The sequence below is a fragment of the Paracoccus sp. (in: a-proteobacteria) genome, assembly GCF_030538495.1.
Classification (GTDB): domain Bacteria; phylum Pseudomonadota; class Alphaproteobacteria; order Rhodobacterales; family Rhodobacteraceae; genus Paracoccus.
In genome coordinates this window covers 147,807-173,660 of record NZ_JAUNTW010000001.1, presented here as the reverse complement: position 1 = coordinate 173,660, position 25,854 = coordinate 147,807, and the positions used below count along the sequence as shown (strand labels likewise).

At 63.8% G+C, this 25,854-nt stretch carries 29 protein-coding genes; 20 read left to right on the top strand and 9 right to left on the bottom strand.

The genetic code is table 11. The features are described 5' to 3' along the window. The first annotated feature begins 45 nt into the window (after positions 1 to 45). From Q4G20_RS00825 to Q4G20_RS00800, 6 genes are all read left to right on the top strand, one after another. Complete coding sequence (locus Q4G20_RS00825) at positions 46 to 639, top strand: riboflavin synthase (RefSeq protein WP_303341168.1); 594 nt, start codon at positions 46 to 48, stop codon at positions 637 to 639. A gap of 48 nt (positions 640 to 687) precedes the next feature. After that, complete coding sequence (ribB, locus tag Q4G20_RS00820) at positions 688 to 1,806, top strand: 3,4-dihydroxy-2-butanone-4-phosphate synthase (RefSeq protein ID WP_303341167.1); 1,119 nt, start codon at positions 688 to 690, stop codon at positions 1,804 to 1,806. A gap of 3 nt (positions 1,807 to 1,809) precedes the next feature. Further along, the gene (locus Q4G20_RS00815) at positions 1,810 to 2,355 is read left to right on the top strand and encodes a 6,7-dimethyl-8-ribityllumazine synthase (RefSeq protein ID WP_303341166.1); all 546 of its coding nucleotides are present in this window, start codon (positions 1,810 to 1,812) and stop codon (positions 2,353 to 2,355) included. Then, positions 2,352 to 2,831, top strand: coding sequence for a transcription antitermination factor NusB (nusB, locus tag Q4G20_RS00810; protein ID WP_303341164.1), 480 nt, complete (start codon positions 2,352 to 2,354; stop codon positions 2,829 to 2,831). Before Q4G20_RS00815 ends, nusB begins: the two co-directional genes overlap by 4 nt. A 72-nt stretch (positions 2,832 to 2,903) precedes the next feature. Further along, a complete protein-coding gene (locus Q4G20_RS00805) occupies positions 2,904 to 3,221 on the top strand; it encodes a hypothetical protein (RefSeq protein WP_303341162.1) in 318 nt (105 codons plus the stop codon). Between the two features lie 409 nt (positions 3,222 to 3,630). After that, complete coding sequence (locus Q4G20_RS00800; protein ID WP_303341160.1) at positions 3,631 to 4,515, top strand: YdiY family protein; 885 nt, start codon at positions 3,631 to 3,633, stop codon at positions 4,513 to 4,515. 305 nt (positions 4,516 to 4,820) lie between these two features. On the opposite strand, the gene cbiB is transcribed toward Q4G20_RS00800, so the two are convergent. After that, positions 4,821 to 5,723, bottom strand: a complete 903-nt coding sequence (gene cbiB, locus Q4G20_RS00795) for an adenosylcobinamide-phosphate synthase CbiB (protein ID WP_303341158.1) — start codon at positions 5,721 to 5,723, stop codon at positions 4,821 to 4,823. Further along, complete coding sequence (locus tag Q4G20_RS00790; protein WP_303341156.1) at positions 5,720 to 6,265, bottom strand: histidine phosphatase family protein; 546 nt, start codon at positions 6,263 to 6,265, stop codon at positions 5,720 to 5,722. Before Q4G20_RS00790 ends, cbiB begins: the two co-directional genes overlap by 4 nt. A 160-nt stretch (positions 6,266 to 6,425) precedes the next feature. Between Q4G20_RS00790 and Q4G20_RS00785 the strand changes: the two genes are divergently transcribed. The 13 genes from Q4G20_RS00785 (at position 6,426) to Q4G20_RS00725 (ending at position 18,211) form a co-directional block, all read left to right on the top strand. After that, the gene (locus tag Q4G20_RS00785) at positions 6,426 to 7,586 is read left to right on the top strand and encodes an isovaleryl-CoA dehydrogenase (RefSeq protein ID WP_303341154.1); all 1,161 of its coding nucleotides are present in this window, start codon (positions 6,426 to 6,428) and stop codon (positions 7,584 to 7,586) included. A gap of 96 nt (positions 7,587 to 7,682) precedes the next feature. Beyond that, positions 7,683 to 8,153: a lysozyme inhibitor LprI family protein gene (locus tag Q4G20_RS00780; protein WP_303341153.1), complete on the top strand. Its 471-nt coding sequence runs from the start codon at positions 7,683 to 7,685 to the stop codon at positions 8,151 to 8,153. After that, positions 8,150 to 8,776: a lysozyme inhibitor LprI family protein gene (locus Q4G20_RS00775; RefSeq protein ID WP_303341152.1), complete on the top strand. Its 627-nt coding sequence runs from the start codon at positions 8,150 to 8,152 to the stop codon at positions 8,774 to 8,776. Before Q4G20_RS00780 ends, Q4G20_RS00775 begins: the two co-directional genes overlap by 4 nt. Further along, positions 8,773 to 9,210 carry a lysozyme inhibitor LprI family protein gene (locus Q4G20_RS00770; protein ID WP_303341150.1) on the top strand — a complete coding sequence of 146 codons (438 nt, stop codon included), beginning with the start codon at positions 8,773 to 8,775 and terminating at the stop codon, positions 9,208 to 9,210. The genes Q4G20_RS00775 and Q4G20_RS00770 overlap by 4 nt, the downstream gene beginning before the upstream one ends. Further along, positions 9,210 to 9,995: a hypothetical protein gene (locus Q4G20_RS00765; protein WP_303341148.1), complete on the top strand. Its 786-nt coding sequence runs from the start codon at positions 9,210 to 9,212 to the stop codon at positions 9,993 to 9,995. The genes Q4G20_RS00770 and Q4G20_RS00765 overlap by 1 nt, the downstream gene beginning before the upstream one ends. After that, the gene (locus Q4G20_RS00760) at positions 9,992 to 11,596 is read left to right on the top strand and encodes a carboxyl transferase domain-containing protein (RefSeq protein WP_303341146.1); all 1,605 of its coding nucleotides are present in this window, start codon (positions 9,992 to 9,994) and stop codon (positions 11,594 to 11,596) included. The genes Q4G20_RS00765 and Q4G20_RS00760 overlap by 4 nt, the downstream gene beginning before the upstream one ends. A gap of 20 nt (positions 11,597 to 11,616) precedes the next feature. Continuing rightward, positions 11,617 to 11,994, top strand: a complete 378-nt coding sequence (locus Q4G20_RS00755) for an ASCH domain-containing protein (RefSeq protein WP_303341144.1) — start codon at positions 11,617 to 11,619, stop codon at positions 11,992 to 11,994. Beyond that, a complete protein-coding gene (locus Q4G20_RS00750) occupies positions 11,991 to 12,968 on the top strand; it encodes a glycosyltransferase family 2 protein (protein ID WP_303341142.1) in 978 nt (325 codons plus the stop codon). Before Q4G20_RS00755 ends, Q4G20_RS00750 begins: the two co-directional genes overlap by 4 nt. Then, positions 12,952 to 13,917, top strand: a complete 966-nt coding sequence (locus tag Q4G20_RS00745) for a glycosyltransferase family 2 protein (protein WP_303341140.1) — start codon at positions 12,952 to 12,954, stop codon at positions 13,915 to 13,917. Before Q4G20_RS00750 ends, Q4G20_RS00745 begins: the two co-directional genes overlap by 17 nt. Before the next feature lie 70 nt (positions 13,918 to 13,987). After that, the gene (locus tag Q4G20_RS00740; protein WP_303341138.1) at positions 13,988 to 15,913 is read left to right on the top strand and encodes an acetyl/propionyl/methylcrotonyl-CoA carboxylase subunit alpha; all 1,926 of its coding nucleotides are present in this window, start codon (positions 13,988 to 13,990) and stop codon (positions 15,911 to 15,913) included. Positions 15,914 to 15,915: 2 nt separating this feature from the next. Further along, positions 15,916 to 16,563, top strand: a complete 648-nt coding sequence (locus Q4G20_RS00735; protein WP_303341136.1) for a glutathione S-transferase family protein — start codon at positions 15,916 to 15,918, stop codon at positions 16,561 to 16,563. Positions 16,564 to 16,575: 12 nt separating this feature from the next. After that, positions 16,576 to 17,436, top strand: a complete 861-nt coding sequence (locus Q4G20_RS00730) for a hydroxymethylglutaryl-CoA lyase (protein ID WP_303341134.1) — start codon at positions 16,576 to 16,578, stop codon at positions 17,434 to 17,436. Next, complete coding sequence (locus tag Q4G20_RS00725; RefSeq protein ID WP_303341133.1) at positions 17,429 to 18,211, top strand: crotonase/enoyl-CoA hydratase family protein; 783 nt, start codon at positions 17,429 to 17,431, stop codon at positions 18,209 to 18,211. The genes Q4G20_RS00730 and Q4G20_RS00725 overlap by 8 nt, the downstream gene beginning before the upstream one ends. Before the next feature lie 77 nt (positions 18,212 to 18,288). Here the strand turns inward: Q4G20_RS00725 and Q4G20_RS00720 are convergent, their stop codons facing one another. The 3 genes from Q4G20_RS00720 to guaA are packed head-to-tail and all read right to left on the bottom strand — an operon-like array spanning position 18,289 to position 21,194. Next, entirely contained in the window at positions 18,289 to 19,098 is an 810-nt protein-coding gene (locus tag Q4G20_RS00720; protein WP_303341131.1) for a GNAT family N-acetyltransferase, read from the bottom strand. After that, a complete protein-coding gene (locus Q4G20_RS00715; protein ID WP_303341129.1) occupies positions 19,095 to 19,592 on the bottom strand; it encodes a hypothetical protein in 498 nt (165 codons plus the stop codon). Before Q4G20_RS00715 ends, Q4G20_RS00720 begins: the two co-directional genes overlap by 4 nt. A gap of 42 nt (positions 19,593 to 19,634) precedes the next feature. Next, a complete protein-coding gene (gene guaA, locus Q4G20_RS00710) occupies positions 19,635 to 21,194 on the bottom strand; it encodes a glutamine-hydrolyzing GMP synthase (protein ID WP_303341127.1) in 1,560 nt (519 codons plus the stop codon). A gap of 98 nt (positions 21,195 to 21,292) precedes the next feature. On the opposite strand from guaA, the gene Q4G20_RS00705 reads away from it, so the two are divergent. Then, a complete protein-coding gene (locus Q4G20_RS00705; protein WP_303341126.1) occupies positions 21,293 to 21,808 on the top strand; it encodes a CAP domain-containing protein in 516 nt (171 codons plus the stop codon). 36 nt (positions 21,809 to 21,844) lie between these two features. Here Q4G20_RS00705 and Q4G20_RS00700 read toward each other — a convergent pair whose 3' ends face one another. Genes Q4G20_RS00700 through Q4G20_RS00685 form a run of 4 tightly spaced genes read right to left on the bottom strand, consistent with a single transcriptional unit; the run spans position 21,845 to position 25,810 of the window. Beyond that, complete coding sequence (locus Q4G20_RS00700) at positions 21,845 to 23,176, bottom strand: branched-chain amino acid ABC transporter permease (RefSeq protein WP_303341124.1); 1,332 nt, start codon at positions 23,174 to 23,176, stop codon at positions 21,845 to 21,847. A gap of 10 nt (positions 23,177 to 23,186) precedes the next feature. Further along, positions 23,187 to 24,194, bottom strand: a complete 1,008-nt coding sequence (locus Q4G20_RS00695) for a branched-chain amino acid ABC transporter permease (RefSeq protein ID WP_303341122.1) — start codon at positions 24,192 to 24,194, stop codon at positions 23,187 to 23,189. Between the two features lie 3 nt (positions 24,195 to 24,197). Then, on the bottom strand, positions 24,198 to 25,031 hold the full coding sequence (locus Q4G20_RS00690; RefSeq protein ID WP_303341118.1) for an ABC transporter ATP-binding protein: 834 nt from the start codon (positions 25,029 to 25,031) through the stop codon (positions 24,198 to 24,200). Further along, positions 25,028 to 25,810, bottom strand: a complete 783-nt coding sequence (locus Q4G20_RS00685) for an ABC transporter ATP-binding protein (protein ID WP_303341116.1) — start codon at positions 25,808 to 25,810, stop codon at positions 25,028 to 25,030. Before Q4G20_RS00685 ends, Q4G20_RS00690 begins: the two co-directional genes overlap by 4 nt. Between the last annotated feature and the right edge of the window lie 44 nt (positions 25,811 to 25,854).

Here is a 25,854-nt window from a genome sequence, read left to right as displayed (position 1 = left end):
GTGCGGGTCTGGGCGACAAACGCGCACAGCTAACAGGGGGCGGCCATGTTCACCGGAATTATCACAGACATCGGGCTGGTGCAGTTGATTGAATCGCGCGGCGATCTGCGCGCACGGATCGGTTGCGGCTATGACATGGCCGGCGTGGATTTGGGCGCGTCCATCGCCTGCAACGGGGTGTGCCTGACCGTCGTCGCCAAGGGCGGCGATTGGTTCGACGTGGATATTTCCGCCGAAACCCTGTCGAAAACGAACCTAGGCGGCTGGACGGTTGGGTCGCGCGTCAATCTGGAACGCGCGCTGAGGGTCGGCGACGAACTGGGCGGCCATATCGTCAGCGGCCATGTGGACGGCGTGGCGCAGATCGTGGACGCCCGCCCCGAAGGCGACAGCCTGCGCCTGACATTCGACGCCCCTGCCGATCTGGCGCGTTTTATCGCGCCCAAAGGCTCGGTCGCGCTGAACGGCACATCCCTGACCGTAAACGACGTGGCCGACACCCGCTTCGGCGTGAACCTGATCCCCCACACCCAACAGGTCACAACATGGGGCGATGCCGCCGTGGGCGACGCGGTGAACCTGGAAATCGACACGCTGGCGCGGTATGTGGCGCGGTTGGCGGAATGGGAACGCCCCTAGCCCTTGGCCCCCGCATCAGCTACACCACCCGGAAACAAGGGGCGCGCCATGCACTACGAACAACCCGGTCCGGTCGAGCGTGATCTGGCCAGCACCATTTCCCCGATCGAGGATATTATCGACGACGCCCGCAATGGGCGGATGTTCGTGCTGGTCGATCACGAAGACCGCGAAAACGAAGGCGATCTGGTGATCCCGGCGCAGATGGCGACGCCGGATGCGATTAACTTTATGGCGACGCATGGGCGGGGGCTGATCTGCCTGTCAATGACGGCGGCGCGGGTCGATGCGCTGGGCCTGCCGCTGATGTCGCCGAAAAACAGCAGCCGCCATGAAACCGCCTTTACCATGTCGATCGAGGCGCGCGAAGGCGTCACCACCGGCATCAGCGCCCATGACCGCGCCCGCACCATCAGCGTGGCGATTGATCCGACGCGCGGGGCGGCCGATATTGCCACGCCCGGCCACGTCTTTCCTCTGCGCGCGCGCGACGGCGGCGTTCTGGTCCGCGCGGGCCATACCGAGGCCGCAGTCGATATTTCGCGCCTTGCCGGGCTGAACCCGGCGGGCGTGATCTGCGAGATTATGAATGACGACGGCACCATGGCGCGTCTGCCCGATCTGGTGCAGTTTGCGCAAAAACACGGGCTGAAGATCGGCACCATCAGCGACCTGATCGCCTATCGCCGCCGGCATGATAACCTGATTGCGGAACGGGGGCGTGGGGCTGTTACCTCGGTCCATGGGGGCGAATGGGATATGCGCATTTTTGCCGACGAAACGCAGGGCGCGGAACATATCGTGCTGACCAAAGGCGACATCTCGACCCCGGAACCTGTGCTGGTGCGGATGCACGCGCTGGATCCGCTGCATGATGTGCTGGGCGTGGGGCGTGACACGGCGGGAAACCTGCCCGCTGCGATGCACGCCATTGCGGATGAGGGGCGCGGCGTCGTTGTCCTGATCCGGGACCTGACCAACCGGCTGGCCATGCCCGACGACGCAACCCCGCATAAACTGCGGCAATACGGGCTGGGCGCACAGATTTTGTCGGCCTTGGGGCTGTCGGAACTGATCTTGCTGACCAATTCCGCACCTGTCACGGTGGTGGGGCTTGACGCCTACGGGCTTTCGATCCATTCCACGCGACCTATCCCTAAGGACTGAATCATGGCCAGTAACACCGCGCATCACGAATTGCCCTTGCCGCGTTTTGACGCGCCGGTGCGGTTGCTGATCGTCGTTGCCCCCTATTACAAAGATATTGCCGACAATCTGGTTGCGGGCGCGACGGGGGTTGCCCAGCAGGCCGGGGCGACCGTGGACGTGATCGAGGTGCCGGGCGCGTTGGAAATCCCGACCGCGATTGGCATTGCCGCGCGTCAGGCGAATTATGACGGCTTTGTGGGTTTGGGCTGTGTGATCCGCGGCGAAACCACGCATTACGACACCGTGTGCAACGACAGCAGCCGGGGGTTGACCTTGCTGGGCCTGCAAGGTGTGTGCATCGGCAACGGCATCCTGACGGTGGAGAATATGGAACAGGCGGCGGTTCGCGCCGACGCCAACGGCCAGAACAAAGGGGGCGGCGCGGCCGCTGCGGCGCTGCATCTGATCGCGCTGACCCGCAAATGGGGAACGCGGCCCAGCCTGCGCGCGACCCCCGATGACGTGATCCGGCTGGCCGGCGAATTAGAAGGGCAGACCCGCGCATGACCGACGCATCCCAACCGACCAAACGCGAACTCAGCAGCGCGGCGCGGTATTACGCCGTTCAGGCTCTGTTTCAGATGGAGGCCGCAGGCCAGACCGCCGACCGCGTGACGCAGGAATTCAACCTGTATCGCATCGACGCCGACGACCGCGACGGCCCCACATCCGAGGCCGATCACAAAATGTTCGCCCGCATCGTCGATGATGCGGTGACGTGGCAGTCGCGGATTGACCAGGCGACCGACCGGGGGCTGGTCGCCCGCTGGCCGATTGATCGCATTGATCCGGTGCTGCGCGCGGTGTTCCGCGCGGCGGGCGCGGAATTGGTGGCGGAAAAGGCCCCGGTCAAGGTCGTGATTACCGAATATGTGCGTCTGGCGCAGGCGTTTTTCCCCGATGGGAAAGAACCGAAATTCGTGAACGCGGTTCTGGATCACGTCGCGCGCGACCTGCGCCCGGATGCGTTTGCGGCAAACTGACCGCTTTCTTTTTCGCCACTTTCTTTTTCGGCGCGAATGATTAGGCTGGCGGCATCTGTCAGGGGTGCCGCCATGCCAAAGCTTGTCCGTCTGTATATCGTCAGCGTTCTGATCGGAATTGTGCTGGCGATGATCTTCACCGCATTGCTGATTGTGCTGGATGTGGCGCGACTGCGTCACCTGATCGCCAGCAGCGATATGGGCTGGCTGGCGGTGTTTATGTTGGTGTTTTTCAACAGCATTATCTTTGCCAGCGTGCAATTCGCGATTGCGGTCATGAGCCTTGCCGACGGGTCGGGCGGCGGCGGTCGCCGGTTCTGGCAATGGGTTGCCCAACCGCAACCGGCCCCGATTCCCCAGCCTGTGCGCGCCGACCATTCCCCGCAGTAACGCAGATTGCGGCCAAAAAACGCCATCTGCGTGTCGATTTTGCAACATTTTGATGTCTGGTGCCGGATCGTGTGATTGCCTGAAAAATAGGCAATTGCGCCGGTGTCACACAATATTTCGATTGAAAATCACCGCCTTACGATGTCAGGTTGATAAAAACCGCTTAAATAACAGCATTTTGCCCGCATTGCGCGACGGTTCCATCAAAATGCGATCTCGGCGCAGATGGGCAAAGAACCGCCGTCTGCACCAGATCTCCACACAGGTCACGTTTTCGATAGCAGGCGGTTCGCAGGTGAAATTTGCGCGCCCCTTTGAACCCGGCGCGGTCCCGATTACTTATCCCGATGCAGATGATGCTTCGGGCAGATGGCCCGGAACACACAACTCAGCTCGTGAGGAATACAAGATGAAAAAAGCTACGCTGCTGACCGGAACCGCCGCCCTGCTGGCCGTTCTGTCCACCCCCGCACTGGCCCAAGTTCAGCGTTCGACCGGCGCTGACGCGACCGGCATTTCGGCACTGGACACCAACATCAAGCGGATCGAAGATTCGGTGACCGACAGCTTTGACCGTTCGGTTGACCGTGACCGTTTCGGCCCGGCTGACCGCCGCACCGGCCTGTTCGGCACCATGTCGCTGTCCTATACCGGCCGCACCGGCAACGTCGAAAACCAAGATTTCGCACTGGCTGGCCGCGTGAACTATAACCAAGGTCAATTCGCGCAAAGCGTTGGCCTGTCGATCGAGTTCACCGAAAACGACAGCGGTGAGCGCGACAAGCAAGAAGTCACCGCGATCTATGACGCGCAGTATTACTTCAACGACCAGTTCTATGCGTTTGGTCTGGGCAGCCTGAAAGTCAACGGTCTGGTTGACGGCACCAACAACCCGACCGACCTGCGTCGCGACGGCTTCCTGGGCTTTGGTCCGGGCTACCGCATCGTGAACACCGAAGACACCGCATGGCGCGTTCAGGCCGGTGTCGGCGTTCGCTACCAGCAAACCGGCGCGCAATATGCAGCGACCACCGGTGACCGTTCGAACACCGAAATCGCTTACATCGCGTCGTCGCGTCTGTATCACCGCTTCAACGAAAACGTGTTCGTGACCAACGACACCGACCTGTTGGCGTCGAAAGACAGCGACAACCGTTACACCAACGAATTCGGCGTGAACTTCCGCATGTCGGACCAGCTGGCCACCCGCGTCAGCTATAAAACCGAATATGTTGAAAACCGTGCAACCCGCACCAACAACACGCTGGGCGTGGCTGTGGTTTACGGCTTCTGATCCTTGGATCGGTAAACGAACGGGGGCGGCCTTTGGGTCGCCCTTTTTCATGCGCGCGTGAAAAAACGCCGCTGCGACGGGCGCAGGGCGTTTATCAGTGGCGGGAACCGCAGCAGCCGCGGCGGCAACAGATTTCCCGAAAGCCTGATTAATCAGGTGGGCACCAGGTAACGTAACCAGGATCACGTCAGAGCCAGCGCCCTCGGAAAACGTATAGGCCAGTGGAAAAAAGGCCGCACGCGAGCAGAGCAGAAACCCGCCGGATCACACAGATAAGGCCGCCGTCCCCGCGTTTCAAGAGGGGGTCACAGAACCGCCAGCACCACCAGCACCGCCCCGAACAGCGCAACCCCACGGCGATAGATGCGCAAAGCGCGGTCGATGCTGGCGGCGGTTGGATCGGGGGCGGTTTCGTTCAGCCACGGTTCCGGCGCGATCCGGTCGGCATAGACGCGCGGCCCCGACAGGCGGATGTTCAGCGCGCCGGCCATGGCGCCCTCGGGCCAGCCGGCATTGGGGGAACGGTGGCGCGGGGCGTCCCGCCATGCCGTGCGCAGGGCGGCGCGCGACGTGGCCGCAGTCGCGAATAACAGCGCAGTCAGCCGCGCCGGGATCAGGTTCACGACATCATCCAACCGCGCGGCAAAGCGGCCAAATTCGTTGTGCCGGGGCGTCCGGTGGCCGATCATGGAATCCATCGTGTTGATCGCCTTATACGCCGCGATCCCCGGCAGCCCGGCAACTGCCGCCCAGAACAGCGGCGCGATCACGCCGTCGGATGCGTTTTCGGCAAGGCTTTCAATACTGGCGCGGGCAAGCGCGGCGTCATCGGCGCGGGTCACATCGCGGCCAACGATCATCGACGTGGCGTGCCGCGCGGCGGGCAGGTCGCCCGCCATCAGCGGGCGCGCGACGGCCCGCACATGATCATGCAGCGACCGCGCCGCGACCAGCGGCCAGGCCAGCACGGCCGCGACCCACGGCCCCAGCCACGCCTGCACCGCAACCGCCGGGATCACCGCCGCCGCAATCACGATCAGCGCCGTGATGGTGCCGCGCAGCACGCGCGCGCCACCTTGGTTCATGCGCGCGTCCAGCGTGGCGATCAGCCGCCCCAGCCACGTCACCGGATGACCGATCCGGGCATAGACCCGATCCGGCCAGCCAATCGCCGCATCCAGAATCAGCGCAATCGCCGCAATCATCATGTCGCCACCTTAGGCGCGGTCAGGTTCACATAATCAACCGCCCAATCATCCCCGACCCGCCGCAGCGTGGTTAACGACAGCGGCGCAACCGAGAAGGACAACGCGGCAGGGCCAACCACCATCGACAGCGCCGCCCGCACGGTTCCGGCATGGGCCACGATCAGCGTGTCGCCGCTCAGCCCGCGCAGAACCGGAATGACGCGGGCGGCCATGTCGGTGAAACTCTCGCCGCCCGGCGCGCGCCATGCCGCCAGTTCGGCGGCGGGCAGGGGGCCAAGATCGGGAATCGCGTCGGGCGTGGCACCTTCGTAAATGCCATGGTTTTGTTCCCACAGCGCCGCATCGGTCGCCTCTGCCGGGTGGCCAATCGCCTGCGCCGTCTGCACGCAGCGCCGCGCGGGGCTGGCCAGCACGCGCCCCCGCACATGCGCGCCCACCCACGCCAAGGCGCGCGCATCGCTGCAATCGGCGTCCACATCGGTTCGCCCCGCCAGCCGCCCGCCCGTCATTGCCGGTGCGTGGCGCAACATCATCAGCCGCATATCTGCCCCCATTATCGCGCGCACCATGTCGCCCCGCGCGTCCGCGCGCAAGCAGGTGTTGACGCCACCCGCATCCGCGCGCAGGCTGTGCTTGACGGCTGCGTGGCGGCTGATGTAATAAATGAACAAGCGTTCAATAAAGCCAGAGGGAGTTGCGGCGATGTTTACGCAAGGGATGGAGTTCGATCTGGGCGAAGACGTTAACGCGCTTCGTGATATGGTGCATCGCTGGGCGCAGGATCGCGTCAAGCCGATGGCGGCGCAGGTCGATAAAGACAATGAATTTCCGAACGAATTGTGGCCGGAAATGGGCGAGCTGGGTCTGTTGGGCATCACCGTGTCCGAAGAATTCGGCGGGTCGGGCATGGGCTATCTGGCGCATGTGATCGCGACCGAGGAACTGGCGCGGGCCTCGGCCAGCATCAGCCTGTCCTATGGCGCACATTCGAATCTGTGCGTTAACCAGATCAAGCTGAACGGCACCGACGAACAGCGCCGCAAATACCTGCCCGATCTGTGCAGCGGCAAGGCCGTGGGCGCGCTTGCCATGTCCGAAGAAGGCGCGGGGTCCGATGTTGTCAGCATGAAGCTGCGCGCGGAAAAGAAAAATGACCGCTTTGTTCTGAACGGCAACAAATACTGGATCACGAACGCGCCCGACGCGCACACTCTGGTCGTTTATGCCAAAACCGACCCCGAAGCCGGGTCCAAAGGCATCACCGCATTCATCGTCGAACGCGGGATGAAGGGTTTCAGCACCAGCCCCCATTTCGACAAGCTGGGGATGCGCGGGTCGAACACGGGTGAGCTGATCTTTGAAGATTGCGAAATCCCGTTCGAAAACATCCTGGGCGAAGAAGGGCGCGGCGTGCGCGTTCTGATGTCGGGCTTGGATTACGAACGTCTGGTTCTGTCGGGCATCGGCACCGGCATCATGGCCGCCTGTCTGGACGAAGTGATGCCCTATATGAAGGAACGCAAACAGTTCGGTCAGCCGATTGGCAATTTCCAACTGATGCAGGGCAAGATCGCCGATATGTATGTCGCGCTGAACACCGCCCGCGCCTATGTCTATGAGGTCGCCAAGGCCTGCGATGCGGGTAAAGTGACCCGTCAGGACGCGGCCGGTGCGGTTCTTTATGCGTCGGAACAGGCCATGGTGCAGGCGCATCAGGCGGTTCAGGCACTGGGTGGCGCGGGCTTCCTGAACGATTCGACCGTCAGCCGTCTGTTCCGTGACGCCAAGCTGATGGAAATCGGCGCAGGCACCAGCGAAATCCGCCGGATGCTGATTGGCCGCGAATTGATGAATCTGGTCTGACGGGCCGGGGGGCGCTGCCCCGATGACACCGCCTGTTGCCCCGCCGGGGCCTCAGGCCATCTGCACCGCGACATCAGGGGGGAAATGATGATCCGCATGGCCGCAATCGCACTGATCTTTGCCGCGCCTGCCATGGCGCAGGATCACGGGGGGTATGACCCGGATATTCTGTGGTCGTGTCTGGATGTGCGGGCGGACACCCCCGACGCCTGCATCGGCATCGCGGCGGCGCGGTGTTCGGACAGCTCAACCGCTGGGATGGTGTCCTGCCTGTCGGCGGAAACCGACCAATGGGACAACATGCTGAACGACGCCTATCAGGTGGCCATGGCCGAATCCGAGGCCGCCGATGCCGAGGCTAAGGCGTTAGGCATGACCACCCCGGAAACCGCGCCGCTGCTGCGTGATGCGCAGCGGGCGTGGATGGCGTGGCGCGATGCAACCTGTGCTTATGCGGGCGCGGTGTATCAGGGCGGCACGGCGGCGGCGCCTGCGGTGCAGAATTGTGTGATGGATATGACCGCGCGGCAGGCTTTGGCCATGCGCGGCCAGGGGCCGGCTGAATGATCCGCGCCGCCGCCCTGATCCTGCTGATGGCGCTGCCTGCGGCGGGGCAGGGTGTGGTGGTGGATGCGCAGATGGTGCGCGCCTGTCAGGACCAGCCGGGGGCGTTTGACTGTCTGGGGGTCATGGCCTTGGACTGCATCGCGGAACTGGACCCGGCCACGCCGCAGGGCGCGCAGAATTGCATCGTCACCGAAATGATGTGGCAGGCCGCGCCGGATGATCGCGGCTATGACCCGGCGATTCTGACCGGCTGTTTGTCGCATCACACCGGCGCGGATCGGACGACCTGCATCGGGCTGGCCGCGCATATCTGTATCGAAGGCGCGGCGGAACCGGCGGTCACCACCGACCTGCTGTGCATCGGGGCCGAGGGCGATCAATGGGCCGCGCTGCTGGCCGATTATCGCGATATTCTGGCGCGGCAAACGGATGACGACCCGCTGGCCTTGGCGCTTGCCCCCGCATGGACCGCATGGCGCGACGCCGCTTGCGCGCATGAGGCAGGCGGCGCCGATGTCGAGGGGGCCGACCGCATCCCGCGGCTCGCCTGCGAGATGCGCCTGACCGCGGCCGAGGCTCTGCGTCTGGAACAGGTGCTGGGCTATGAGGGGTTCCCGGAATGATCCGCGCGGCGCTGATATGGGCGGCATGGCCCGCCGTCGCACTGGCGCAGGTGCCGTTCGACGCCGCGCCGCTGAACGCCTGTCTGGCGGATGGCGGGCGTGACGCCTGCATCGGCATCACGGCGGATGCCTGCATGGAACAGCCTGCGGGGCAGACAACCGCTGGCATGACCGACTGTTTCAGCAACGAATGGGCGATCTGGGACGCGCGGCTGAACGCGACCTATGCCGAAGTGATGACCCGCGCGGGCAAGGGCAGCGAACAGGCCACGGCGCTGCGCGACATGCAGCGGGCCTGGATCACCTATCGCGATGCGGCCTGTGCCTATGACGGGACGACATGGGAAGGCGGCAGCGGGCGCGTTCCATCCGCCGCGCACTGCCAGATGGTCCTGACCGCGCGTCAGGCGCTGTGGCTGGACAGGTATAACTGATGCGCGGCGCGGCCCTGATACTGGCGCTGTTGCCGTGGCCCATTTGGGCGGGGCCTGCGGATCAGGCTCTGGCCGCGCATGATCGTTGTCTGGCGCAGATGGCCACGGCACCGGATGAACCGCAGCCCTGTGATCTGTTGCTGATGTGGTGCGACGACGCGCCCGATCCCGATGCGTGCCGGGTTGGTTATGCAACTGGCATCGCCGCGCGTCTGGCCGATGTGACGGCGCAGGCGCGGGCGGGCGGCATGGATGCGGCGCTGATGGATCATTTGCTGACCATGACGGTGGATGATGAGGACATACCATGCGACGCGCTGTTCAGCGCCGATGACTGCGCCACGCGCAACCAGTCGCGACATCTGGCCATGCTGACCTATGCCGGGGCGGTCGAAGGCGTCCCGATCCGCCTGCCCGTGCTGGCGGATGTGCCGGACGATCTGGACCGGCCTGTTCGCGACTTTGACCGCTGCCTTGATGACACCGAACAGATGATGTGCGCGCAGCCGCAGCCGTTTCAGCATCCCCGGGGCGCGATCTGCGCGCAGTTCGCCCCTCTGGATTGCCGATGGATGGCGGACCCCGCCGCCTGCCGCGATCATATGCGCGCCAATCTGACCGCGCGGCCGCATGGCACCGAACCCCGCGCCGTGACCGTGTTTTCCCATTTGCCGCAGGATGATCTGCGCGATCTGGCGCTGTGCGTTGCGGGTCAGCGCCTGTCCCCCCTTATCACGCCCCATACGGGCGCAACCGAAACCCAAGCCCCAAGGACCACCCTATGAAACTGACCACTTCGGCGATCCCTTCTTCTGATGCGTTCCGCGCGAACCGTCAGGCGCATCTGGACCTGTTGGCCACGGCTCGCAGCGCGGCCGAGGCGGCCCTTGCCGGTGGCGGCCCCGCCGCGATGGAACGGCACACCTCGCGCGGGAAAATGCTGCCCCGCGAACGTGTGGCCAATCTGCTGGATCCCGGCAGCCCGTTTTTGGAAATCGGCGCGACGGCGGCGCATGGCATGTATGACGGCGCGGCCCCGGCGGCAGGCGTGATCGCGGGCATTGGCCGCGTGCATGGGCAGGACGTGATGGTCGTGGCCAACGACGCCACGGTCAAGGGCGGCACCTATTACCCGATGACGGTGAAAAAGCACCTGCGCGCCCAGGAAATCGCCGAAGAATGCAACCTGCCTTGCGTCTATCTGGTGGACAGCGGCGGGGCGAACCTGCCCAATCAGGATGAGGTCTTTCCCGACCGCGACCATTTCGGGCGGATTTTCTACAATCAGGCGCGCATGTCGGCCAAGGGTATTCCGCAGATCGCCGTTGTGATGGGGTCGTGCACGGCGGGCGGCGCCTATGTTCCCGCCATGTCGGACGTGACGATCATCGTGCGCAACCAAGGCACGATTTTCCTGGCCGGACCGCCCTTGGTCAAGGCCGCAACCGGCGAAGTTGTCAGCGCCGAGGATCTGGGCGGCGGCGATGTTCACACCCGCCTGTCGGGCGTGGCCGATTATCTGGCCGAAGATGACGCGCACGCCTTGGCACAGGCCCGCCGCGCGATCAGCAACCTGAACCGCCGTCTGCCCAGCACCGTCGCGTGGCAATCGCCCGAAGACCCGGCCTATGACCCCGAAGACATTCTGGGCGTCGTTCCCGGCGATCTGCGCACCCCCTATGACATCCGCGAGGTGATTGCCCGCGTCGTGGACGGCAGCCGCTTTGACGAATTCAAGGCCCGCTTTGGCGAAACGCTGGTCACCGGCTTTGCGCATATTCAGGGCTGCCCGGTCGGCATCATCGCCAATAACGGCGTGCTGTTTTCCGAAGCCGCGCAAAAGGGCGCGCATTTCATCGAACTGTGTTCGCAGCGCGGCACGCCGTTGATTTTCCTGCAAAACATCACCGGGTTCATGGTGGGCCGCAAATACGAAAACGAAGGCATCGCGCGGCATGGCGCGAAAATGGTGACCGCCGTGGCAACCACGAATGTGCCGAAAATCACCATGCTGGTGGGCGGGTCGTTCGGGGCCGGAAACTATGGCATGTCGGGGCGCGCATACAGCCCGCGTTTCCTGTGGACATGGCCCAACAGCCGCATTTCCGTGATGGGCGGCGAACAGGCGGCGGGCGTGTTGGCGACCGTGAAACGCGACGGGATCGAACGCAAAGGCGGCACATGGTCCGCCGAGGACGAAGCCGAATTCAAACGCCCCACGATCGAAATGTTCGACCATCAGTCGCACCCGCTCTATGCTTCGGCGCGGCTGTGGGATGACGGCATCATCGACCCGCGCAAAACCCGCGACATTCTGGCCCTGTCGCTGCGCGCATCGCTGAACGCCCCGATTGAGCCGACACGCTTTGGCGTGTTCCGCATGTAATGGCGGGCGGGGCGGCACATATGCAGGCGCGGCGCACGGATTTCGGGGACAGCCCGGAATTATCGGCGCGCCTCTTGGACCTGATCGTCCAGGGTCGCAAAACCGCGACCTGCGCCGCCTTGCGTGATTATCAGGCCGAAGGCGAATCCGTGCCGCAACCGGGTGATCTGATGGTGGCCCATGACTGGGACGACCGCCCCGCGCTGATCTATCAGATCACCGATGTTCAGCTGCTGCCCTTTCGCGACATCCCCGCCGATTTCGCCCTTGCCGAGGGCGAAGGCAACGCCCCCGAATGGCGCGCCGCGCATCAGGATTTTTTCGAACGCAATGGCGGCTTTGACGACGATATGCTGATCGTCTGCGAGTGGTTCAAATTGGTAAAGGTGCTGATGTGACGGAAAAATATCGGCTGCTAATTTCGGTTATCAATTACCGCACGGCGGCGATGACATGGGCCTGTGTGCGTTCGGTTCTGAACGATCTGGCGGGACGCGACGATGTGCTGACCGTAGTTGTAGATAACAATTCGGGCGATAGGTCGGTGGGCGACCTGACGGCGCAGATCGCGGCGCTGCCCGCTGGCAGCAGTCCGGTTCGGCTAATCGAATCGCCCGATAATGGCGGTTTTTCGGCGGGGCATAATCTGGGCATGGGGGCCGCGCCGGCGGATTATTACCTGTTGCTGAACTCGGATGCGCTGCTGTTGCCGGGGTTTTGCGCGGCGATGCTGTCGGCGGCGGATGCGGCGCCGCCGGATATGGGGCTGTTTTCGCCGCGTATCACCGACAGCGCGGGCGTTCCGCAGACCAGCCTGTTCCGTCAACCCTCGCCATTCAGCGAGGTGATCCGCGGCGCGGCATCCGGCCCTGTGACGCGGCTTCTTGGCCGATGGAATGTGCCGCTGACCAATGACGTGGCGGCTTCCGATATTGGTTGGGCCAGCTTTGCCGCGATCATGTTGCGCGGTGACATGGTGGACCAGTTGGGCGGACTGGATGAAGGTTACTTCATGTATTTCGAGGATATTGACTATTGCCTGCGCGCGGGTCGTGCGGGGTGGCGTATCCAGCCAGTGCATAATGCCGTTGTCACCCATGACGAAGGCGGCAGCGGGTCGTTGGTCGCAGATCGTCGGATGTTGCGGCGGTTGCCGGCCTATTATTACGCGTCCCGCACGCGGTTCATGCGCAAAGCCTATGGCGTGCCGGGGCCGTTTCTGGCGAATATGGGTTGGCTGATGGGGCGCGGGTTTGCCGCTTGTCGTCGATTGTTTGGCAAACCGGCGCGTGCGGTGCGCGACGGTGAAATGCGTGACATTTGGTTGAATTTCCGTGATCCGATGGGGGACCGTCATGCACCCGGAAAATAACCTATCCACTGCCGCCGTGATCATTGGCCGCAACGAAGGGGCGCGGCTGGTGCGGTGTCTGGAATCCGCGCGGGCGCAGGGCTTGGCGCCGGTCGTTTATGTTGACAGCGGGTCAACGGATGACAGCGTGCTGGCCGCGCATGATCTGGGGGCGCAGGTGGTGATGCTGGACAGCGACCGGCCCTTTACCGCCGCGCGGGCGCGGAATGCGGGGTTTGACGCTTTGGCCGGGCTGCCGGGTGATGCTTTGGTTCAGTTCATCGACGGCGATTGCGAATTGCGTGATGGTTGGGTTGCGACGGCGCGCGATTTTCTGCGCGACCATGCGCAGGCCGCGATTGTGGCGGGGCGGGTGCGGGAACGGCACCCGGATGCGTCGATCTATAACCAGTTGTGCGATGCGGAATGGGACCGTCCGGCGGGGGAAACCGATGCGGTCGGCGGCATTTTCGTCGTGCGCGCCGGGGCGTTTCGGGACGCGGGCGGGTTCAACCCCGCCCTGATCGCGGGCGAAGAACCGGAGCTGTGCCTGCGTCTGCGCCATGCGGGCTGGCAGATTTGGCGGCTGGATCACGAAATGGTCTGGCATGACGCGGCGATGACTCGGTTCGGGCAATGGTGGCGGCGGATGCGGCGCGGCGGTCATGCCACGGCCGAGGCGGTCGCGATGCACGGGCCGAACCAGCCCGCCGGGGCGCGGCTGCGGCGGGCGCTGATCTGGGGGCTGGCGCTGCCCATCGTCGCGGTGCTGGGCGCGGTTGTGACGCCGTGGGCGTTGCTGGTGCTGCTGGCCTATCCGGCGCAAATCGCGCGGCTGGCGCGGCGCAGCGGCTGCCTGCTCTGCGCGGCGTTTCAGACACTGTCAAAACTGCCCGAAGCCCTTGGGGCGCTGCGGTATTACTGGGGTCGGGTGACATCGCGTCATCAGGGCCTGATCGAATACAAATGACGGCGGGCCAGCCCGGCCAGCCGAACGACTTTATACCGGACCCAAACCCGGTGCATGAACGGAGGAACGCATGTTCAGCAAAATTCTGATCGCCAACCGTGGTGAAATCGCCTGCCGGGTCATCGACAGTTGCCGCCGCATGGGCGTGGCGACCGTCGCCGTGTATTCCGACGCCGACCGGGGCGCGCGCCATGTCGCCATGGCGGATGAGGCCGTGCATCTGGGCGGTCCTGCGCCGAAAGACAGCTATCTGCGCGGCGATGCGATCATTGCGGCGGCATTGGAAACGGGCGCGCAGGCGATCCATCCGGGCTATGGTTTCCTGTCGGAAAACCCCGATTTCGTGGATGCGGTGCAGGCGGCGGGGCTGGTGTTCATCGGGCCGTCGTCATCGGCCATTCGCGCCATGGGTCTGAAAGACGCGGCCAAGGTGCTGATGGAACAGGCGGGCGTTCCGGTTGTTCCCGGCTATCAGGGCGACAATCAGGATGCCGGTTTCCTGCGCGAACAGGCCGGGCGCATCGGCTATCCGGTGCTGATCAAGGCCGTGGCGGGCGGCGGCGGCAAGGGGATGCGGCTGGTCGAACGCGATGCCGATTTCGCCGCCGCATTGGAAAGCGCGCAGGGCGAGGCCGCGACCGCATTCGGCAACCCCAATGTGCTGATTGAAAAATACATCACCTCGCCCCGCCATATCGAGGTTCAGGTGTTCGGCGACGGCACCCGCGCGGTGCATCTGTTCGAACGCGATTGTTCGCTGCAACGCCGCCATCAAAAGGTGATCGAGGAAGCCCCGGCCCCCGGCATGACGACTGAGATGCGTCAGGCCATGGGCGACGCCGCCGTGCGCGCGGCCGAGGCGATTGGTTACGCCGGTGCTGGCACCATTGAATTTATCGTGGACGGGTCGGACGGGCTGCGCCCCGATGGGTTCTGGTTCATGGAAATGAACACCCGTTTGCAGGTCGAACACCCCGTGACCGAGGCGATTACCGGCGTTGATCTGGTCGAATGGCAATTGCGCGTGGCCTCGGGTGAGCCGCTGCCCGCCCAGCAATCCGACCTGTCGATTCGCGGCCATTCGTTCGAGGCGCGTCTTTATGCCGAAGATGTCCCCGCAGGTTTCTTGCCCGCCACCGGCACGCTGGCGCATCTGAACTTCCCCGATGCCCGGATCGAAACCGGCGTGCGTCAGGGCGACACGATCAGCCCGTGGTATGACCCGATGATCGCCAAGGTCATCACCCATGGCGCGACCCGCGCGATTGCGCTGCGCGCGCTTGAAGCCGCCTTGGTCGATACCGAGGTCGCGGGGTCGGTGACAAACGTCGATTTCCTGATCGCGCTGACCCGGCATCAGGGGTTCCGTGACGGCAATGTCGATACCGGCCTGATCGGGCGCGACATCGACGCTTTGGTTGAGGCCGCCGAACCCGATCCGCGCGCCCGTGCCTTGGCCGTGGTCGGGCTGGCCGGTCTGCACAACCCCGACACCATCGGCGGCGCGACCCTGTGGCATCCGCTGCGCCGCACGATGCAGTGGGACGGCGGCGACGCCGTGCTTGAGGTGCTTGGCCCCGGCGCGGCGCGTGTCACGCTGGACGGCTCCACGCACGAGGTTCGCTGGCAGGGTGACCGCTGGTGGGTGGACGATTCGCTGCGCCGCAACCGCATCGTGACGCATCCCGCCGGGGTCAGCGTGTTCGGCGGGCGCACCGTGCATCTGGCACCGCTGGATCCGCTGGATCGTCAGGGCGCGGATGACGGTGGCGACGGTCTGACCCGTTCGCCCATGCCGGGGCTGGTGAAATCGGTCCATGTCACCGCCGGGCAGCAGGTGCAGGCGGGCGACCGTCTGGCCGTGCTGGAGGCGATGAAGATGGAACACAGCCTGACCGCCGCCCGCGCCGGCACCGTGGCCGAGGTTCTGGCCGCCGCCGGCGATCAGGTCGAGGCGGGCGCGCCGCTGATCCGTCTGGACTACGCCGAGGAATGACCATGCATCTGCACCACGTCCCCGGATCACGCAGTTTCCGCGTGATCTGGCTGCTGGAAGAATTGGGGTTGGATTACGGTCTGACCGCCTATGATTTTGCGGATGGGGGGATGCGCGCGCCGGATTTTCTGGCGCGGTCCCCGGCGGGGAAGGTGCCTGCCTTGGATATGGACGGCGCGACGGTGTTTGAATCCGGCGCGATTGTTCAGGTGCTGTGCGAAACGGCGGGGCGTCTGGCGCCCCGTCCCGGTGATGCGGACCGCGCCCCGTTTCTGGAATGGCTGCATTTTGCGGAAACGCAGGCGATCTGTCTGCAAAACCTGAATATTCAGTATAATTTCATCCGCCCCGAAACCGCGCGTTCGGTGCCGTTCATCAAACTGGAAACGAAACGGCTGGCGGTGACGGCGCGGGCGCTGAACGCGCGGCTGATCGGGCGCGACACGATGCTGGACAGCGGTTTTTCCGCGCTTGATTGCATGTTCGGGTTCAACGCGCGGGCGCTGTTTCATTTCCTGCCCCGTGCCGATTACCCGGCGATTGCGGCATGGTGGGACCGGATGCAGGCGCGGCCCGCCTGCGCCCGCGCCCTGACCCGCGAAGGCGGCGACATGTTCGACCGTGATTTTTATGACATACCACAGGAATAGGGGGCGCAGGCGATGAACCATGTTGAAATCTTTGAAATGGGTCCGCGCGACGGGCTGCAAAACGAAAAGCGGCTGATCCCGGCGGCAGACAAGATCGCGCTGGTGGACCTGCTGTCACAGGCGGGGTTCCGGCGCATCGAAGTCACCAGCTTTGTCAGCCCGAAATGGGTGCCGCAGATGGCCGACGCGGCGCAGGTGATGGCGGGCATCACCCGCGCCCCCGGCGTCAGCTATGCGGTGCTGACCCCGAACACCAAGGGCTATGACGCCGCCCGCGCCGCCCGCGCCGACGAGGTGGCCATCTTCGCCAGCGCATCCGAGGGGTTCTCCAGGGCCAACCTCAACGCCACCATCGCCGAAAGCCTGGAACGGTTTGCCCCGGTGGCGCAGGCGGCCAAGTCCGACGGAATCCGGGTGCGCGGCTATGTCTCGGTGGTGACGGATTGCCCCTTCGACGGCCCGACGCCGCCCGAAAACGTCGCCCGCGTCGCCGCCGCGCTGCGCGATATGGGCTGCTATGAAATCAGCCTTGGCGACACCATCGGGCAGGGCCGCCCCGAAACCATCGACGCCATGCTGGCCGCCGTGCTGGACGAAGTGCCAGCCGACAAACTGGCAGGCCATTACCACGACACGGCGGGCCGCGCTTTGGACAATATCGACGCCAGTTTGCGGCGTGGAATCCGGGTCTTTGACGCGGCGGTTGGGGGCTTGGGCGGTTGCCCCTATGCCCCCGGCGCGGCGGGCAACGTCGCCACGGAAAAGGTCGCGGCCCATCTGGCGGCGGCGGGATATGAACATGGTCTGGATATGGCCATCATCGAACAGGCGGCCGCATTCGCGCAGTCGCTGCGAGGGGGAAAAGATGTTTGAAACAATCCGAATTGACACCGACGAACGCGGAGTCGCAACGCTGTGGCTGACGCGCGCCGACAAACATAACGCATTGTCGCAACAGATGATGCAGGAACTGACCCAAGCCGCCGCCGATCTGGGCGCGGACCCGGCGGTTCGGGTCGTGGTGCTGGCGGGCGAAGGCGCCAGTTTCTGCGCGGGCGGCGATCTGGGCTGGATGCGCGACCAAATGGGCGCGGATGCGGAAACGCGGCGTTCGGGCGCGCGATTGCTGGCGCATATGCTGTCGGCGCTGAACCTGCTGCCGAAACCGGTGATTGCGCGGGTGCATGGCAACGCCTTTGGCGGCGGAGTGGGGATGATGTCGGTGTCGGACATCGTGATCGCCTCGGATGCGGCGAAATTTGGTTTAACCGAGGTGAAACTGGGCCTGATCCCGGCCACCATCGGCCCCTATGTCATGGCGCGTATGGGTGAAGATAAGGCGCGGCGCGTGTTCTTTTCCGCGCGCCTGTTCGGCACGGATGAGGCTGTGGCCCTGAATCTGGTCACCCGCAGCGTGGCCCCCGACGATCTGGATGCGGCGATTGAGGCGGAAATCGCGCCCTTCTTGCTGGCCGCCCCCGGTGCGGTCGCCGCCGCCAAGGCGCAATGCCGCGCGCTTGGCCCCGTCATCGACGACCGCGTGATCGAAGAAAGCATCGACCGGCTGGTCGCCGTCTGGGAAGGCTCTGAGGCCCCCGAGGGCATCGCGGCGTTTTTTGAAAAACGCAAACCGGCCTGGCAATTGTGAGGGTGCTGGGGGGCTTTGCGCCCCCCATCGCGTTCCGCGATTCCCCCCGCAGGATATTTGCGCCAAGATGAAAGCGGTCAGAGGCGTGCAAAGGCCGGGGCGTGGGTGATGGCGCTGCCTTTGGGTAAGTCACCATAGATTTGCAGCGCGTCCCCGGTATAGGGGGATTGCAGATCGGCCGGTTGGAATCCGGCGCGGGCGTAATAGGCCGGGTCGCCCAGCACGACGACCGGCGCGCCATTCGCGGCGGCGATCGCGGCGCGCGTCAGGGCGAGGCCTAAGCCGCGTGTTTGCATTGCCGGATGAACGGCGACGGGGGCCAAGGCGAAGGCCGGGCGTTCTGCCGTCAATGGCGACAGGGCGGCGTGGCCAATCGCCACGCCGTCCGCATGGGCGATCAGCGACACGGGCAAATCGCCATCCGCGCGCAGATTGCGGACCAATGCGGATTCGGTTTCGGTGTCGAAGGCCGCGTTCAGCAGCGCGTCGATGGCGTCATGATCGGCGGCGGTTTCCGCGCGGATCAGGGGGTTCATCGCGCGGCGGTCGAAATCGCGGCGTATCGCGGTGCTGGCCTGGCCCCATTCGCTGGCGGCCGTGCGGGTCTGATGCGCGGCGAAGGCGGCGTCGTCGGTAAAGACTTCGCGCAGGTGCCAGATATGGGGGTCGTCATCCTGCCACAGATCGAAGCGCAGGCAGCCGGGTTCGGCGCGACTGGCGGTGATATGCGCGGGCAGCAGGGCCATGGCAATCATCAATTCCGCCGTATTGGCGCAGATCAGCCGCCCCGACAGCCCCACCATCGGGCGGGTCAGTGGCGCAGGAACGCCCGTGTCATCATCGTGATGGTGGTGCGGATGGTGGTGGCCGCAGGAACATCCGGTCATGGTGTGATCAACCTGTCAAAGCTGGTGTAATCCGTCTGTTCATCCGGGTTGTGCGGCTGATAGCCCAGCTCCGGCGGGATGGCATAGGGATCGGTCACGCCCGGATGGCAGGCGTGCAGATACATGCGCGTTGCGCCTTCGGTCGCGCCAAAGGTGCCGGGCAGGGGCAGAGTGGTCCAACTGCCGTCGCCATTGTCCAAGGCTGGCCGGGCGGTCGAACAGAAAAACTGCGTTTGCGCGGGGTCGGACCAGACCACATCGGCGGGCGGCTGGTCGGGGTAATCCGCGCCGGGATGCTGGCTTTCGGCGACGCGCTGCGTGACCTCAACCAGACGCCCCGCGATGCCATCCGTCACGTTGCGCAATTCGGTGGGGCTGGATTGTTCCACCCACCAACAGCCGTCCATATGGCAGCGCCCCTGAAAGGTCGTGACATCCCCGGCCAAGGTGCAGGCCGGGATTGCGATACAGGCGGCGGTCAGGTGCAGGCGCATGATGTCCCCCAATGCAAGCTGCGGATCAGGCGCGCCTGACCATCATTCCCATTCAATCGTTCCCGGCGGTTTGCTGGTGATGTCATAGGTGCAGCGGTTGATGCCCTTGACCTCATTAATGATGCGGGTCGCGGTTTCGCCCAAAAATTCGTGGCTGAAGGGGTAATAATCCGCCGTCATGCCGTCAACGCTGGTCACCGCGCGCAGCGCACAGGCGTAATCATAGGTGCGCCCGTCGCCCATCACGCCCACCGTGCGGACTGGCAGGATCGCCACGAATGCCTGCCAGATGTCATCATACAGCCCGTGTTTGCGGATCTGGTCGATGAACACGGCGTCGGCTTTGCGCAGAATGTCCAGTTTGTCGCGCGTGATTTCGCCGGGGCAGCGGATCGCCAGACCGGGACCGGGGAAGGGGTGGCGCCCGATAAAGGTGGCGGGCAATCCCAATTCGCGACCCAAGGCGCGCACTTCGTCCTTGAACAATTCGCGCAGGGGTTCGACCAGCTTCAGCCCCATCTTTTCGGGCAGACCGCCGACATTGTGGTGCGATTTGATCGTGACTGACGGCCCGCCGCTGAAGCTGACCGATTCGATCACGTCAGGATACAGCGTGCCTTGGGCCAGAAATTCCGCGCCCTCGATTTTCGAGGCTTCCCGTTGGAACACGTCGATGAACAGGCGGCCGATGGTTTTGCGTTTCACCTCGGGGTCGGAAATGCCTTCCAATTCGCCCAGGAACAGGTCGCTTTCATCGGCGTGGATCAGCGGGATGTTGTAATGGTCGCGGAACATGGTCACGACCTCATCCGCTTCGTTCTGACGCAGCAGGCCGTGATCCACGAACACGCAGGTCAGTTGATCGCCAATCGCTTCGTGGATCAGCACGGCGGCGACGGACGAATCAACCCCGCCCGACAGGCCACAGATCACGCGGCGGTCGCCCACCTGTTCGCGGATTTTGCGCACCGCCTCGGCCCGGTAACCGGCCATGGTCCAATCGCCGGTAAAGCCCGCCATGCGCACAAAGTTTTCCAGCATTTTCCGACCGTTCGGGGTGTGATGCACCTCGGGGTGGAATTGCACGGCATAGAAGCGGCGCGATTCGTCCGCGACCATGGCAAAGGGCGCGTTCGGCGACGTGCCGATGACCTGAAAACCGGGGGCAAGCGCGGTCACGCGGTCGCCATGGCTCATCCACACCTCTTCGCGGTCGGCGGCAAACAGGCCGGTAAAGATGCCGTCGCGCTGATGCCCTTCGGCGGGGGTGATAAAGGCGCGGCCATATTCGGCGTGATGCCCGGCCTCGACCGCGCCGCCCAGTTGGGTCATCATGACCTGCTGGCCATAGCAAATGCCAAAGACCGGCACGCCCAGTTCAAACACCGCCTGCGGAGCGCGGGGGCTGTTGTCGTCGGTGACGCTGGCCGGTCCGCCCGACAGGATAATCGCCTGAGGCGCAAGCGCGCGCAGGCTGTCATCGGTCAGGCTGTTGAACGGATGGATTTCGCAATAGACGTTCAGTTCACGCAGACGGCGCGCAATAAGCTGCGTCACCTGAGAACCAAAGTCGATGATAAGAAGGCGCTGATGCTGGGTCATAATTCCGTTTAGCACGGCCCGCGCGCCATGCAAGGGGTGCCGCGCACGGAACCGTTATCGCAGGACGGCGTTCGGGATAAACACCGAAAGGATTTGCCATGCCTCTGCCCCGTTTTGCCGTGATCGCCAGCCTGTCCGTGCTGGCGGCCTGTGACGCGCCCGTGATGACCGGGGCAACCCCGGAACCGCCTGCCGAACAGGCCTTGGCCGCGGAATGTGTGGGGGATCCGGGGCAGGGGGCGGCGCTGTCGGATGCGGTCAACGCCGTGCGGCGCGCGGATGGAAAAACCGTCCTGACGCGCAGCGATACATTGGACCGTATCGCGCAATCCCATGCCTGCGATATGGCGCAGCGGGGGCGCGCAGATGTCGCCGGGTCGAACGGGTCCAGCGTCGTGGACCGGGCGCGGGCGGTGAATTACCCGGCCTGTGGCGTCGTGCAATTGGTGGCCGTGGGGGGCGCGCCGTCCGGTGTGGTTGCCGGATGGATGGGGCGCGCTGCCACGCGCGAACAGGTGCTGGGTCAGCTCAGCTATGACATCGGCGGCGGCACGGCGCGGGGGCGCGATGGGCGCGTCTGGCACAGTGTCGTTTTGGGCAATAACTGCCGCTGAAACGAAAAGGGCGCGGGTTGACCGCGCCCCTTTGTTTTATTTCTCGGGGACCAACCCGCGCGGAGAGAACCGCAACACCAACAACAGCACCGTTCCCATGGCGATAAATCGCATATGCGGCGCACTGGACAGCAACTGGCTTTTGACGCTGCCATCGGGCATGATCGCGGTCAGCATCTGCATGCCGACCGGACCCCAGACCTCGGCCTTGATCCACAGGAACCAGATCAGGACCGCGCACATGACCGCGCCCCAGTTGTTGCCCGACCCGCCGACAATCACCATCACCCAGATCAAAAAGGTGTAACGCAGCGGGTTATACCCCGTCGGCGCCAGCAACCCGTCCAGCGTCACCATCATCGCGCCCGCCATGCCGATCACGGCGGACCCAATGACAAAGATTTGCAGATGGCGGGCGGTGACGTCTTTGCCCATGGCCTCGGCCGCGGTTTCGTTGTCGCGAATCGCGCGCATCATCCGCCCCCAAGGCGATTTCAGCGCCAGTTCCGCCAGCAAGATGATCACCAGCAGCACCACAAGGAACATCGACATATAGGACAGTTTCACCCAGATGCCCGACGCCTCGGCGGCGCTGAAGCCCCAGCTTTGCGCGAAATCGACGAATTCGGGGTTGCGCTGCAATTCGATTTCATAGGCGACCGGGCGCGGGATCGACGTGACGTTTTTCACGCCGCGCGCCAGCCATTCTTCGTTGCGCATGACGGCGACGATGATTTCGCCAATCCCCAGCGTCGCAATGGCCAGATAATCCGACCGCAGCCCCAAAGCGACTTTACCAATCGCCCAAGCGGCGGCGGCGGCGAACATGCCACCCACGATCCACGACAGCAGAACCGGCATACCCAGACCGCCGATATTGCCGAAACGGGACGGGTTGATCGCCTCGATCGCGTCGGTGGCGGGGGTGAACAGCCAGCGGGCCACGAACCATCCGACAATCAGGATGCCCGCGACGGCCCAGCCATTGCGCAGCCGCCCCCAGACGACTTTGGCCAGTGCCAGCGTTCCCAGACCAATGCCCAGCGATGCCAGCAAACGCGGCCCGCCCGCGTCCCACGCCCCTTCGACCGGGGGCAGCGACACCAGAACCGGAGCCAGCCCGCCAATCGCCAGAAAGCCCACAACGCCCACATTGAACAGCCCGGCATAGCCCCACTGCATGTTGACGCCCAAGGCGGTGATGGCCGAAATCAGCCCCATATTCAGGATCGCCAGCGACGTGTTCCACGACCCGGAAAACATCGAATTGCGAACCGTTCCTTCCAGCACGAACAGCACGGCCAGAATTGCAAAGATAATCGGTGCGCGCCACGGATTTGCGGCAGCGGCTTGACGATTGCTTGCCATATTACCCCCCTTACACCGATTTGCCGCGGAACAGCCCGGTCGGGCGGAACAGCAGAACCACGATCAAGATCACAAAGCTGACGGCGAATTTGTATTCCGTCCCCAACAGTTGCAGCAGGCTGCCCGGTTCATACCACGGCGCCAGATAGCCGACGACGCGCACCCACGGATAGGTGACGGCGACTTCGGAAAAGGCGACCAGAAAACCGCCCGCAATCGCGCCCAGCGGGTTGCCAAGGCCGCCCACAATCGCCGCCGCAAAGATCGGCAGCAGGATTTGAAAATAATTGAACGCCTTGAACGATTTATCCAGACCATACAGCGTCCCGGCAATCGTCGCCAAAGCGGCGGCGATGATCCAGGTCATGCGCACGACCTTTTCAGGTTCGATGCCCGACAGCAGCGCCAGATCTTCGTTATCGGAATAGGCGCGCATCGCCTTGCCCGATTTGGTGCGGTTCAGGAACCAAAACAGCAGCGCCATCACGACGAACGCGACAATCACGGTCAGCGCCTGCGTGCTGCGCAACGCCAAGCCTTCGGTCAGGCCGGTCATTTCCCGGAATTCACGCACGGTCACGATAAACCGCCCGCCATCGTCGAAACGGTGTTCGTCCACGCCGATCAACACACGGGTCAGGCCGTTCATCACGAACATCACGCCGACCGAGGCCATCACCAGAATAATCGGCGCGGCCTTTTGCCGGCGATAGAACCGATACACGCCGCGATCCGTGGCCAGCACCAACAGCGACGTGGCCGCAATCGCCAAGGGCAGCGCCAGCAGCGCGGTCGGCAGCGGCGAAATGCTGATCCCCCAGCTTTGGAACAGCCATGTCAGCATCACCACCACGGCGGTGCCAAAGGCCATCGTGTCGCCATGGGCAAAGTTGGAAAACCGCAAAATGCCGTAAACCAAGGTCACGCCAAGCGCACCCAATGCCAGCTGCGCGCCATAAGCGGCGGCCGGAATGAACACAAAGTTCAGAAAAACCACAAGGGCGTTAAGAATATCCATAAATCAGCCCCCCAGGAAGGTGCGGCGCACCTCATCATTGGCCATCAGTTCCGCGCCGGTGCCGGTATGCGCGTTTGCGCCCTGCACCAGAACATAGGCTTTGTCCGCGATCGCCATGGCCTGACGCGCGTTTTGTTCCACCATCAGGATGGGCAGGCCGGTGCGCGCCACCTCGATGATGCGGTCAAACAGTTCGTCCATCACGATGGGGCTGACGCCCGCGGTCGGTTCGTCCAGCATCAGCAATTGCGGCTGCGTCATCAGCGCACGGCCCACGGCCACCTGCTGACGCTGACCGCCGGACAATTCGCCCGCCGCCTGTTTGCGTTTCGCCGCAACCGCCGGGAACAGGGTATAGACCTGTTCAATCGTCTGGCGATAATCGTCGTCGCGGATGAACGCACCCATTTCCAGATTTTCTTCGACCGTCATGGTCGGGAAGATGTTGTTGACCTGCGGGACAAAGCCCATGCCCGCCTTAACCCGGTCCTGCGGGTTCAGGGCGGAAATGTCGCGCCCGTTCAGGCGGACACTGCCCTGACGCAGATTCAGCATCCCGAAAATCGCCTTCATCGCCGTGGATTTACCCGCGCCATTCGGCCCGACGATCACGGCAATTTCGCCCTTTTCCACGGAAATCGTGCAATTGTGCAGAATATCGGGGCCAGAGCCGTAACCGCCGGTCATGTTTTCCCCGATCAGGAACGGATCGCCCGCATGGCCCGGACCCACCGGACCGCTGCGGCGTTCGCCGTCAATCGTCCCCATCCCTTTTGGGTTGACGATCGACGCATCGCGATTGCCGCGATTGCCGAATGTGTTGTTAATATCGCTCATGCGCCTACCATGTCTTTGTTTTTCAGGCCGGTGCCCAAGTAAGCCTCGATCACGTCTTCGTTCTGCATGATGTCGGCGGCGCTGCCCTGGGCCAGTTTTTTGCCAGCGGCCATCACGATCACCGGGTCACACAGCTTGCCGATGAAATCCATGTCATGTTCGATGACGCAGAAGGTGTAACCGCGTTCCTTGTTCAGGCGGATGATCGCGTCGGCAATGGTCATCAAAAGCGTGCGGTTCACGCCCGCGCCGACTTCGTCCAGGAACACGATTTTGGCGTCAACCATCATCGTGCGGCCCAGTTCCAGCAGCTTTTTCTGGCCGCCGGACAGGTTTCCGGCCTTTTCATCGGCCACATGGCTGATGGTCAGGAAATCCAGAACCTCGTCGGCTTTGCGGCGCAGTTCGGCCTCTTCCCGGTCGATGCGGCCACGCTGGAACCATGTTTTCCAGATGGTTTCGCCGGACTGACCGCCGGGAACCATCATCAGGTTTTCGCGCACAGTCATGGATGAAAATTCATGCGCCAACTGGAATGTGCGCAGCAATCCTTTGTGGAATAATTCGTGCGGGGGCAGGCCGGTGATGTCTTCGCCGTCCATCGTGACCTTGCCCGAAGTGGGCGGCAAAACGCCCGCAATCACGTTGAACAGCGTTGATTTCCCGGCGCCGTTGGGACCGATCAGCCCGGTGATCGAGCCTTTCTCGATCGTCAGGCTGGCACCGTCAACAGCGCGAAATCCGCCGAAATGCCGGTGAAGGTTTTCGACCTTAATCATTTTTGTGTCATCCCTGTCTTCACAATTCGGGTGAAGTATGGCCG